13 protein-coding genes and 1 tRNA gene are annotated in these 11,763 nt (G+C 34.6%); 8 read left to right on the top strand and 6 right to left on the bottom strand.

The window, feature by feature from the left end:
- The first annotated feature begins 9 nt into the window (after positions 1-9).
- Both rsmI and L3X39_RS02570 read left to right on the top strand, forming a co-directional pair.
- The gene (gene rsmI / locus L3X39_RS02575; protein WP_237230008.1) at positions 10-681 is read left to right on the top strand and encodes a 16S rRNA (cytidine(1402)-2'-O)-methyltransferase; all 672 of its coding nucleotides are present in this window, start codon (positions 10-12) and stop codon (positions 679-681) included.
- The gene (locus L3X39_RS02570; protein WP_237230634.1) at positions 681-1,250 is read left to right on the top strand and encodes a uracil-DNA glycosylase family protein; all 570 of its coding nucleotides are present in this window, start codon (positions 681-683) and stop codon (positions 1,248-1,250) included. Before rsmI ends, L3X39_RS02570 begins: the two co-directional genes overlap by 1 nt.
- 87 nt (positions 1,251-1,337) lie before the next feature.
- Here L3X39_RS02570 and L3X39_RS02565 read toward each other — a convergent pair whose 3' ends face one another.
- Positions 1,338-1,928 carry a carboxymuconolactone decarboxylase family protein gene (locus L3X39_RS02565; protein WP_237230006.1) on the bottom strand — a complete coding sequence of 197 codons (591 nt, stop codon included), beginning with the start codon at positions 1,926-1,928 and terminating at the stop codon, positions 1,338-1,340.
- A 60-nt stretch (positions 1,929-1,988) separates the two neighbouring features.
- Between L3X39_RS02565 and L3X39_RS02560 the strand changes: the two genes are divergently transcribed.
- The 3 genes from L3X39_RS02560 to L3X39_RS02550 are packed head-to-tail and all read left to right on the top strand — an operon-like array spanning position 1,989 to position 5,404.
- Positions 1,989-2,411 carry an OsmC family protein gene (locus L3X39_RS02560; RefSeq protein ID WP_237230004.1) on the top strand — a complete coding sequence of 141 codons (423 nt, stop codon included), beginning with the start codon at positions 1,989-1,991 and terminating at the stop codon, positions 2,409-2,411.
- 26 nt (positions 2,412-2,437) lie between these two features.
- Positions 2,438-4,132 carry a single-stranded-DNA-specific exonuclease RecJ gene (gene recJ / locus L3X39_RS02555; protein ID WP_237230002.1) on the top strand — a complete coding sequence of 565 codons (1,695 nt, stop codon included), beginning with the start codon at positions 2,438-2,440 and terminating at the stop codon, positions 4,130-4,132.
- Between the two features lie 3 nt (positions 4,133-4,135).
- Positions 4,136-5,404 carry an MFS transporter gene (locus tag L3X39_RS02550; protein ID WP_237230000.1) on the top strand — a complete coding sequence of 423 codons (1,269 nt, stop codon included), beginning with the start codon at positions 4,136-4,138 and terminating at the stop codon, positions 5,402-5,404.
- On the opposite strand, the gene L3X39_RS02545 is transcribed toward L3X39_RS02550, so the two are convergent.
- Positions 5,401-6,153: a UDP-2,3-diacylglucosamine diphosphatase gene (locus L3X39_RS02545; protein WP_237229998.1), complete on the bottom strand. Its 753-nt coding sequence runs from the start codon at positions 6,151-6,153 to the stop codon at positions 5,401-5,403. The two genes, L3X39_RS02550 and L3X39_RS02545, sit on opposite strands and share 4 nt — an antisense overlap.
- Before the next feature lie 124 nt (positions 6,154-6,277).
- Entirely contained in the window at positions 6,278-6,730 is a 453-nt protein-coding gene (locus L3X39_RS02540) for a 6-pyruvoyl trahydropterin synthase family protein (RefSeq protein WP_237229997.1), read from the bottom strand.
- 111 nt (positions 6,731-6,841) lie between these two features.
- Here L3X39_RS02540 and L3X39_RS02535 point away from each other — a divergent pair, with 111 nt between their 5' ends.
- The gene (locus tag L3X39_RS02535) at positions 6,842-7,471 is read left to right on the top strand and encodes a 2OG-Fe(II) oxygenase (protein WP_237229996.1); all 630 of its coding nucleotides are present in this window, start codon (positions 6,842-6,844) and stop codon (positions 7,469-7,471) included.
- Positions 7,472-7,578: 107 nt separating this feature from the next.
- On the opposite strand, the gene L3X39_RS02530 is transcribed toward L3X39_RS02535, so the two are convergent.
- Together L3X39_RS02530 and L3X39_RS02525 are read right to left on the bottom strand one after the other, a co-directional pair.
- Entirely contained in the window at positions 7,579-8,913 is a 1,335-nt protein-coding gene (locus L3X39_RS02530) for an MATE family efflux transporter (RefSeq protein ID WP_237229995.1), read from the bottom strand.
- On the bottom strand, positions 8,910-9,410 hold the full coding sequence (locus L3X39_RS02525) for a GNAT family N-acetyltransferase (protein WP_237229991.1): 501 nt from the start codon (positions 9,408-9,410) through the stop codon (positions 8,910-8,912). Before L3X39_RS02525 ends, L3X39_RS02530 begins: the two co-directional genes overlap by 4 nt.
- 58 nt (positions 9,411-9,468) lie before the next feature.
- Here L3X39_RS02525 and L3X39_RS02520 point away from each other — a divergent pair, with 58 nt between their 5' ends.
- Positions 9,469-10,263: a universal stress protein gene (locus tag L3X39_RS02520; protein ID WP_237229989.1), complete on the top strand. Its 795-nt coding sequence runs from the start codon at positions 9,469-9,471 to the stop codon at positions 10,261-10,263.
- Between the two features lie 6 nt (positions 10,264-10,269).
- Positions 10,270-10,343: transfer RNA gene (locus tag L3X39_RS02515), tRNA-Ala, on the top strand.
- Positions 10,344-10,407: 64 nt separating this feature from the next.
- Here the strand turns inward: L3X39_RS02515 and L3X39_RS02510 are convergent.
- Complete coding sequence (locus L3X39_RS02510) at positions 10,408-11,718, bottom strand: sugar MFS transporter (RefSeq protein ID WP_379840587.1); 1,311 nt, start codon at positions 11,716-11,718, stop codon at positions 10,408-10,410.
- Positions 11,719-11,763 lie beyond the last annotated feature (45 nt).

Here is an 11,763-nt window from a genome sequence, read left to right as displayed (position 1 = left end):
AACTAACACATGAGTAAACTTTATCTGGTACCAACACCTATTGGCAATTTAAAAGACATGACTTTCAGGGCTATTGAAGTTTTAAAAGAAGTCGACTTAATTTTAGCCGAAGACACCCGAACCTCAGGGAAATTATTAAAACATTTTGAAATCTCAACTCATATGCAATCGCATCACATGCATAATGAGCACAAAACGGTTGAGAGCATTATTCAAAAATTAAAAGCAGGCACATCAGTGGCATTAATTAGCGATGCAGGAACACCTGGCATTTCTGACCCTGGATTTTTACTAACACGAGCGTGTATTGAAAAAAGCATAGATATAGAATGTTTACCAGGAGCAACAGCTTTTGTACCTGCTTTAGTAAATAGCGGATTGCCAAATGACAAATTTGTTTTTGAAGGCTTTTTGCCTGTTAAAAAAGGTCGACAAACCAGACTATTACTATTAGCTGAAGAAACCAGAACCATGATTTTTTACGAAAGCCCGCATAAATTGTTAAAAACCCTGGCTAATTTTTGTGAATACTTTGGTGAAGAGAGAACGGTATCTGTATCCCGTGAGTTGACAAAATTATATGAAGAAACCATTCGTGGTACCGCAAAAGAAGTATTAGATTATTATACCAACAAGCCTCCAAAAGGAGAAATTGTTATCTGTGTAGGCGGTAAAAAATGATGCAAGAACTACTTAATAACATTAGAAATTGTACAATTTGTTCAACGCATTTGCCACTTGGACCAAGACCTGTAGTATCTGCACATCCTGAAGGTAAAATTGTCATTATTGGTCAAGCACCAGGAACAAAAGTGCATGCTTCGGGAATCCCTTGGGATGATGCGAGCGGTAAGCAATTACGTAAATGGTTAAATGTTACGGATGAAGATTTTTACGATGAAACTAAGTTTGCTATTATACCCATGGGTTTTTGTTACCCTGGAAAAGGTAAAACGGGTGATTTACCTCCACGACCCGAATGTGCGCCACAATGGCACGATGCATTACTAAAAAAATTACCAAATGTTCAATTGATTTTATTAATTGGGATGTATGCTCAGAATTATTATTTAGGCAAAAAAGCGAAACAAACATTAACCGAAACGGTAGCTAACCATAAAGCATATTTACCTAAATATTTGCCATTACCACACCCAAGCCCTCGAAATAGGTTTTGGTTGACTAAAAACCCTTGGTTTGAAGTGGAGGTGTTGCCGGTGTTGAGGAAACGAGTGAAGGTTTTAATGTAACACATAATTTAATAGAAAAACCTTCCCGTTTCTGGAAAGGATTCAATCTGATTTATCTAAAAGGATTGAGACCAAAAGTCTAACAATCTAAACATGCTTCCCTTTCTCCCATCCATGTTTTCCTAAATATTGTTCACCACTTTCAACAGCGCCATCTTCAATACTAGTTCCCATGCTGTCATTCCATCTATTCAAATATCCAAACAAGGAAATTACACCCAGCATTTCAACAATTTCACCTTCATCCCAATGCTCGTATAATTGCTTTTTAATGTTTTCATCCACGGCATTTGGCACTTGACTCGCCGCTAAACTAAAATCTAGAGCAGCACGTTCGGCATCATTAAAAGCGGGATGTGTTCTGTATTCCCAAATATTATCTAGGTGTTCTTGTTCTGCCCCATAACGCTCTGCTGCACGTATAGCGTGCGCTTGACAATATCTGCAACCCGTAGCGTTGCTCGAAACCCAAGCAATCATACGTTTTAACGCTGAGGTAACTCTGCCCTCATTCGCCATAACCGCTTTATTTAAGTTTATAAAAGCTTTACTAATGGCAGGACGTCGCTGCATAGTCAATACTGAATTAGGGCAAAAACCCAAGGTTTCATTAAAGAATTCAGCAAGTTCTTTGGTTTCTAAATCGTGGTTTGCAGATAATGGTGTTACTAAAGGCATAATTAATTTTTTAAATAGTATTTTTGATGCTACAAGAAACGAAAAATTACTCAGAAGAAAATGACAAATCATATTACTACAACTTGGTTGGGAAACATGAAATTTGAAAGCACCAATCCATCAGGGCATAATTTGTTTATGGATGCTGGAGCAGAAAATGGAGGTAATGGAGAAGGCTATAGACCAAAAGCATTGATGTTATCAAGTTTAGCGGGCTGTTCAGGGTTAGATGTAGCTTCTCTGATAAAAAAAATGAAGCTAGAAGTTGATGATTTTAAAATTGAAATTGAAGCAAACCTTACTGAAGAACACCCAAAATATTACGATAAAGTCGCTATGCACTTCCATTTTTATGGAGGCAATTTAAACGAAAAGAAACTTCAAAAAGCAGTAGATTTATCTATTGAAAAATATTGCGGCGTTATGGAAATGTTTCGCCAATTTTCTAAATTAAACATAGAAACTCACTTTCATAAAAAATAAACAGTTAGATTTTTTCTGATTAATTTATGCGTTGGACCCTAAAGCCTAAACCAGTCTCTAAAAAAGTTGAAGCCTTACAAAAAGCACTTCAAGTAGATGCTGTTACCGCGACTTTATTGATTCAACGTGGTATTGAAACTTTTGATGATGCCAAACGATTTTTTAGACCAAGCTTAAAGCATTTGCACGATCCATTTTTAATGAAAGATATGGATAAAGCAGTTGCCAGAATTGAAAAAGCTATTGCTAACAAAGAGAATATTTTGGTTTATGGCGACTATGACGTAGATGGAACGACTGCTGTGGCTTTGATGTCATCATATTTAAAAACGAGGCACAATTTAGTTTATACCTATATTCCAAACAGATATGATGAAGGTTATGGGATTTCTTACAAAGGCATCAACTTTGCTTTAGAGAATGATTTTAGCCTTATCATAGCCTTAGATTGTGGGATAAAGTCTGTTGAAAAAGTAGAACATGCTAAAAAATTAGGAATAGATTTTATTATATGTGACCACCACAGACCTGGAGACAAAATACCAGAAGCTGTAGCAGTTTTAGACCCTAAGCGGGAAGATTGTAATTACCCGTATAAAGAACTATGTGGTTGCGGTGTTGGGTTTAAGCTTGTGCAAGCCTTAGCCTCAAAACAAGGAAAATCTGCAAAAGATTTAACGGAATATATGGACCTAGTAGCTGCAGCTATTGGAGCCGATATTGTACCAATTGATGGAGAAAACAGAGTGCTTGCTTATTTTGGATTAAAAGTTATAAATACCAATCCTAGATATGGAATTAAAGCCATACTTGACCAGGTTGAAAAAACAGAACTTACAATTACTGATGTTGTTTTTGTGGTGGCACCTCGTATTAATGCGGCTGGACGCATGAAGCATGGTAATTTTGCAGTTTCCCTATTGGTTGAGGAGGAAGAGGATATGGCAAATAAATATGCTGCTGAGATTAATGATTACAATTTAGATAGACGCGAAACGGACAAACAGATAACGGAAGAGGCTTTAAAACAAATTGAAGTAAACAAGGAGGAAAACCGCCTTACTACCGTTGTTTATGATAAAAATTGGCACAAAGGTGTTATTGGAATAGTAGCATCAAGATTAACCGAAACTTACTACAGACCAACTTTGGTATTTACAAAGAGCGGTGATAAGTTAGCGGCATCAGCACGATCGGTAAGAGATTTTGATATTTATAATGCTATTGAGTCTTGTAGTCAATACATTGAACAGTTTGGGGGGCATAAATATGCCGCAGGTTTAACACTAAAAGAAGAAAATTACGAAGCTTTTAAGCAAGCTTTTGAAGATGAAGTTTCCAAAACTATTGACAGGAATTTATTAACCCCTGAAATTAAGATTGATTGTAAGATTGATTTAAATGATATTACTCCTAAATTTTATAGAATCTTGAAACAATTTGCACCTTATGGTCCAAGTAATATGACACCCGTTTTTATGACCGATGAATTAATTGATACTGGTTATGGCAAATGTGTCGGAGCAGATAAAACGCATTTACGATTAACAGCAACCCAACCAAACTCCTCTAGCAGGTTTGTTGCCATTGGGTTTAGCATGGGTGATAAATACGAAATCATTTCTGATGGCGAACCATTTAAAGCGGTTTATTCAATTGATGAGAACGAATGGCAAGGAAATATCAATCTGCAACTTAAGTTAAGAGATCTTAAAGCTTAGTTTATGTCAAAAACCGATCCGTACGCAGCCTTAAGAATAAAAGAATTCAATATTTTTTTATTACTCCGTTTTGCATTAGTTTTTGGATGGTCAATGCAATTTGTAGTTATAGAATGGCAAGTGTATGCCTTAACTAAAGATCCTCTTTCTTTAGGGATTATTGGTCTTTGCGAATTTATACCTGCTTTCTTGTTTGCACCTTTTGCAGGACATATTGTAGATAAGAAGGAAAAGCGAAATCTATTTGCACTTTGCATTGCTTTGTTTTCTTTAATAAGCTTTGGATTGTTTTGGTTAACATCAAATAGAATTGAATCCACCTGGGAGACATATACAATTTTACTAGGAATTTATGCATTGGTATTTTTTGGTGGCGTTTTAAGGTCTTTCTTCGGTCCAACTATTTTTTCGCTCATAGGGCTTTTGGTTCCAAAAAAAATATATCCCAATGCAGCAACATGGAGCAGTAGCACATGGAAAGGCGCTAGTGTTTTTGGCGCTTTGTTCGGAGGCTTTTTAATTGCATGGATTGGTGTTCATTATACACTTGGCATAATATTTTTATTAGTTATGTTAGCATTGTTTCTAGTATTTTTTATAGCAAAGAAACCAATTTTCAATAAAGTTGTGGGCGAATCAGTGAAAAAGAGTCTTAAAGCCGGACTTAATTTTGTTTTTAAGGACAAAGTTATATTAGGCGCTTTAACGTTAGATATGATTGCGGTTTTGTTTGGAGGAGCGGTTGCCATTTTTGCTGTATTTGCAACAGATGTTTTAAATGCGGGACCAAAAGGGTTTGGTTTGTTAAATGCGGCATTGTCTTCAGGCAGTATTATTACCATGTTAGCAACTACTTATATTCCTATTACAAAAAATACTGGAAAAAAATTACTTATTTCAGTTTTTGGGTTTGGTGTTTTTATGATAATTTTTGGAGCTTCAAAACTTTTATGGCTTAGTGTTATAGCGTTGTTCTTTTCCGGTGTTTTTGATGGGATTTCCATGGTAGTTCGCCAAACGATTCTTCAACTCAAAACACCTGATGATATGAGAGGTCGGGTAGGAGCAGTTAACTCCATGTTTGTTGGGTCTTCTAATGAACTTGGAGCTCTAGAAAGCGGTGTAGCTGCACGAATTTTTGGCGCACCATTAGCAGTTGTTCTTGGTGGAACAATGACGCTTGTTATTGTAGCAATAATAGGGGTTAAAAATAAGTCGTTACGTAATCTTGATTTAAGAAAAGATATAGAAGAACATGAAAAAGAAGATTAATATTTCTTCAATTCAAACGTTTCTCCATTAAAAACACCGTAAGTGTAATACGTTATCCAATCACCTAAGTTTATGTATTTCGATTTTTTATCTAAGTCTATTTCTAGGGGTAGATGCCTATGCCCAAAAACAAAATAATCGCGGTGTTGTTCTTTCAATTTTTCTTTTGAATATTGAACTAACCATTCGTTGTCTTCTCCTAAAAACTTAGTATCATCATCGCCAGAAATAAGTTTGTTTTTAACAGATAGATATTGCGCCAAACGTACGCCTAAATCCGGGTGCAACCATTTAAAAAGCCATTTAAAAAATGGATTTGTAAACACTTTTTTCATGCGTTTATAGCCTTTGTCGTAAGGCCCTAAACCATCGCCATGCCCTATAAAAAATGTTTTGTTATTGAACGTGAACTCTTTTGGTTTGTGGTATACAGGGATGTTAAGTTCGTCTTCAAAATAACCATTCATCCAGAGGTCGTGATTACCAACAAAATAATACACAGGTATTCCTGAGTCGGTAATTTCAGCAAGCTTCCCTAGGGTGCGTGTAAATCCTTTAGGCACTACTTTATTATATTCAAACCAAAAATCGAATAAATCCCCTAACAGGAAAATGGCAGCAGCATCTTGTTTTACATCATCTAACCAAGCTACGAATTTTTTTTCGCGAGGTAATGAAGCCTCAGAAGTTGGGGCTCCTAAATGATTGTCGGAAGCGAAATATATTTTTTTCCCTTTTGGAATTTGCATGCTGTAAATATAGAAAATGTTTTCGCAAAGTTATGCTTTGCGTTAGGGATTGAGCAATTGTTGGAGCTACCCGTTGATAGCGACTTGCGAAAGCCCGACCCCGAATTTGTTTCGGGGGAACGCCCTAAATATTATCGTAAGCGTACCACTCTGCATAAGAGGTTTCGGTTTCCTGTAATTTTAACGCGTATAGGGTAATGTGATTGGGTAAACGCTTTTTAATTTTTGAAGCAAAATCAATAACCATCATTTCGCTGGTGGGTTGATAATCTACAAGTAGTACGTTATGACCTCTATCTTCAAGTTCTTTTGCAAGTTCTACATGAGGCGTGTTTTTATTAAAAACGGTAGCGTGGTCAAAAACATTTACTATTTCTTCTTTCACGATTTTTTTAAGGTCGCTAAAATCGATAACCATACCATATTTTACATGGGTTTTGTCGGCAATAGGTTTGCCAAACACAGTTACAGAAAGCTTGTAACTATGCCCATGTACATTTTTGCATTTACCGTCGTAACCGTAAAGGGCATGACCAGTTTCGAAAGAAAATTGTTTAGTTATTCGTATCCCACTCATTTGAATAAAATATTTTAGGACACAAAGATATTCATTTTGTTTTATGAATGCATTTTTAGATTACATTTGCGCACTTTTATTCGCTCTGGATAAATGGTTATTATTTAATTAATGAGTCACTTATTTGAAGCTATTGAGTTTGTAGAAAACTCATTATACGAAAAAATAATTTCGGATATCGCCACACAGCGATATAGCGTTATAGAAAACTTTTTCTCTGACGACGAGGTTAGTTTGTTAAGAGCATCGCTTTTAGAAAGACAAATAGAAGATGGTTTTAAAAAAGCTGCGATTGGTAATAAGCTAAATGAAACTATTGTAAAATCTATTAGAGGCGATTTGATTTTGTGGATGGATGAAGATAAAGCCAACCATAATGAACTCCTTTTTTTCAATAAAATAAATGATTTGGTGACTTACCTTAATAAAACTTGTTTTTTAGGGATTTTGCAGAAAGAGTTTCATTATGCCATTTATCCAAAAAACACTTTTTACAAAAAGCATATTGATACTTTTCAAAATGATGATAAAAGAAAATTATCTTTTGTGTGCTATTTAAATGAAGATGGTTGGTTGCCAGAATATGGTGGCGAACTGGTTTTATACTTAAACGAAGGCGAAAAGGTAATTTATCCCTTCCCTGGTAGGGTAGTTATTTTTGAAAGCCAAATAATTGAACACGAAGTGAAACCCGTAAATACTGAACGTTTAAGCATTACAGGTTGGTTAAAAACGCGTTAACTTAGCGTTTTCGGTTTCTATTATAAAAGTAAATTATAATTAAAACGATTGCGAGTACAAGAAACACTCTATTCATAATATTCGATTTAAATTAGATTAATATAAAGTTACTGTTTTTGTGTTAGGGGTAAAAATAGTTGTCTAAATTTTATGATTAAAGGTAAACCGCGAGCAGCTATCCAAACGGTTAAAGCGATAAAAATGGCGTAAAGTTTATAGTTTAAGTGGTCTAATACAAATAGAATAGGCACAAAAACTAAAAATGTTGAAAACAACAAAACATTGCGGAGATACTTCATTCTGCCCAATCCTTTAAACATCCCATCAAAAATAAAAGCTAATGCACACAAGGGTTGCATAAGTAAAACGATGTAAAAAACTGAATAAAATGCATCTAATACCTCTGGTTCGTTTGTAAAAACCCTCCCAATTGGATAATAAAAAATAGCTCCTAATATGGCAGTAACGAAACCTAAAATAATTCCATATTTTATAAGTTTATTACTGAGTTTTATAAGTAAATCATATTCTTTTCCTCCCAATAGTTTACCTGAAAGAATATTGCCAGCACTTGCATAACCATCGATGATAAAAGCGCCTAAAAACCATAAGTTAATTGCAATAGTATATGCCGCGATGTATTTTGCCCCATAGCTAGTAGCAAATGCACTAGCAAAATATAAAGTAACATTTAAGGCAATGGTTCTTATAAAAAGATTTAGAATCATTAATGCAAACCGATTAATTTCTTTATTAAAAGGGAAACTTAATTTTAAAGGGATAGGTGTTTTTTTAAGCAAATAATAAGCCGATAAAATAGCCATTATAAATTGCGCAATAACACTGGCGTATGCGGCGCCTTTTATGTTTAAAGCAGGAATAATACCATCAACACCATAAACCAAAACAACATCTAAAACAATATTTAGTATGGCACCTAAAATGGCTATAACCATGGGATAGTAGGTGTTTTGCAAGCCTCTAAAAGCACCAAAAACAGCAATTGTAAACAAAGTGAAAGGAAATCCAAAAACGCGTATTCTATAATAATCTACAGAATAATCTAAAATTAGGTTTGATGCGTTGTAAAGTTTAAAGATACTTTCAGCAAAGGGATAAGTGCCAATTATAATTAAAATACTTAACGAGGTTATAATAAATATAGCTTGGGAAGGAAGGTTTTTTACTTTATTTAGCTGATTCGCACCCACATATTGTGAAACTATGGATGAAATGGCACTACGTGTTTGCCCCAAAACCCAAATAAGCATAGATAGAAACGTAGTAACAATACCTACAGCAGCAAGAGATTCGGTTGCATTAACATCAATATTTCCAACAATTGCAGCATCAGTTAATGATAAAATAGGTTCTGATATTCCAGAAATTAAAGCTGGAATTGCAAGTTTGTTTATATGTTTTAGGCTAATATTTGTACTCAAAATACAAGTTCGTAACAATAAAAAGGATAGATGCTTTGTTTTGGAAAGAAGATTTCACCCAAACGTTTATAACCTCGACTTTCGTAAAACTTAACGTTTCTAGGGTTTTGTGAAAAGGTGTCTAAACGAACAGAATTAAAGTGATGCTCTTTTGAGTAGTCTTCTGCATAATCCATAAGTTTTTGCGCATAACCTTTTCCTTGATAGGTTGGATGAATAGCCAATCGATGGATGTAAATATTGTTATTGTTTAGAGTTAACCAATTAATAGGAATATATTCTTCGTCCATAAAGGTAGACATAGTAATACACCCTACAATGGTATTTTTAATCTCTAAAACATATAATTCTTCGCGTTCAAGGTCGTTTAAAAAGGCTTGTTTACTAGGGTAAAACTCGTTCCATTGAAAAATATTATTACTAATCATATGGGCTGCACAAGCTCTCGTAATTTGTAAAAGTTCATCAATATCTTTAGGTAAAGCCTTACGTATCATTTAAATGTTTTACTTTTGCCTCAAATTTATTGTAAATTTAGCTTTAAAACTTTATGATATGAAGAATATTTTAGTTCCTGTAGGCACTTCAAAAAACGTATTAAGTCATTTACAGTATGCCGTCGATTTTGCTCAAAATTTTGGCGCAAAGCTTTTTATAGTACAGATATATAACGTTTACACAAAAGCGGGTACTATGATTAAGGTAGATGATATTATTGAAAAGGAAAGCTTAGCATATTTAAATGATTTGGTTTCTAAGTTAAACACTAAAAATGTAGATATCACGGTAAAAGTTTTAAAGGGAAAACTTATTGATACTTTAGAATTAGCCAGTAAAGCAGCAAATATTGATTTAATTTTAGTTGAGCCCCGAACAAACTCTGTTAATGAAGAAGTTTTTTTAGGTAAAACATCAGGAAAAATTATAAAACAAACTCAAATTCCAACACTTATTGTACCTGAAGGGTATAAATTTAAACCTGCAAGTAATATTTTATTTGCCGTAAAGTCGGCAATAATAAAAAAGGAAAATGCCTTAAAACCTTTAGCCTTTATAAAGAAACACTTTAAAGCTGGAGTGCATTTATTATTAGTAAAAACTCCTTATTATAACGATGGAGATTTTGAAATAAAAAAGAATTTAAAAGCTATTGTAGACAGTATCACCGAAACTGAAAATGCTACCACTTTTCAAGGGGTATTACAACATTTACATTCTTTTAACCCTGACATGTTATGTGTAGTGAGGCGTAAAAGAGGGTTTTTTGCGAAAAAATGGGAAAAGAACGAGATAATGAAAAAAGATTTTTCAAGTAACATTCCTGTTTTAGTATTAAGAGGCATGAAATAAATCAATGGGGATGTAGCTCAGTTGGCTAGAGCGCTTGACTGGCAGTCAAGAGGTCGTCGGTTCGAGCCCGATCTTCTCCACAAGAATAAAAAAGACTTTACGAATTCGTAAAGTCTTTTTTCTTTTAATCATTTTATATGTGATTTATTTAGAGGTTTTCAATCCTAGCTTATGCCCCCAAAAAGCATAATATAAAATGATTATATAACATGGAAGCAAAATCCAATATCCGTTTGTTGCAGCGTCGGCAGAGGCCGTAACATCACTAACACCTTGAGCAATTAATTTGGATTTACTTGTATCAACAATACTCCCATATAATGGAGGAATTATAGCACCACCAGAAATAGCCATTATTAATAGCGCAGAGGCTGTCTTGGTAAATTTTCCTAGGCCTTTAAGGGTTAAAGGCCATACGGCTGGCCATACTAGAGCATTTGCAATACCCAATGCAGCAACAAAAAGGACTGAAGTAAATCCTGTTGAAAAAATGATGCAAAAAGTTAGAATGATTCCTAAAATAGCACTTGCTCTTAAAGCAAAAGCTTGACTTATATATTTTGGAATTAGAAAAACGCCTAAGGCATAAGTTGCAACCATAGCCATAAGTGTAAATAGGGTAAAAAACTTTGCTTGACTAACTGGTAGATCTAATGCTATTCCATACGAAATAATGGTATCCCCAGCAATAACTTCGGCACCAACATAAACAAACAAAGCCAAAACACCCAACCATAAATGTGGAAATTGAAAAATACTAGTTTTAGCTGTTTCCCCAGATTTTAATGCCTCAATAGGTTCTGGTTCCACATGAGGTAAAGGAGCCTTTCTAATTAATACCCCTAAAATAAACAAGATAACAGCCATTACTACATAAGGGGTTACCACACTATCAGCCATAACATTTAATAATTCTGATTTTTCTGAATCAGAGACCCCTTCAAATTGCTCTTTTATTTTATCAATACCAGACAGTAATAAAGCGCCAAAAATTAAAGAGCCTAATGCGCCAGCAACTTTATTAGCTATTCCCATAATAGCGATACGCTTGGCAGCACTTTCAATAGGGCCTAAAATAGTAATGTAAGGATTTGATGCTGTTTGCAACAAGGTCATTCCAGCACCTTGAATAAAAATACCAGTTAAAAACATCCAATAGGTTCTAGCTTCCGCCGCAGGAATAAAAACCAAGGCGCCTAAGCCCATAACGATTAAGCCTAAAGACATGCCTTTTTTGTAACCAACCTTGTTAATGATATAGGACGCTGGTAATGCCATTACAACAAAAGAAATATAGGAAGCCGATGCCACCAAATACGATTGGGCTTCTGTCAATTCGTTTATGGTTTTCATAAAAGGAATTAATGCTCCATTTATCCAGGTTACAAATCCGAAAATAAAGAACAGTCCCGCGATAATTGCTATGGGGACTAAAGTGTTGTTTTTTGAAGGCATGGAAGTTTGAATTGTATCAGACATATTGCTTGAATCTTTTAACTT

Source organism: Flaviramulus multivorans (assembly GCF_021728415.1).
Classification (GTDB): domain Bacteria; phylum Bacteroidota; class Bacteroidia; order Flavobacteriales; family Flavobacteriaceae; genus Sabulilitoribacter; species Sabulilitoribacter multivorans.
Note: the sequence above shows the minus strand (reverse complement) of the source record. Positions and strands in the feature narration are given on the sequence as shown.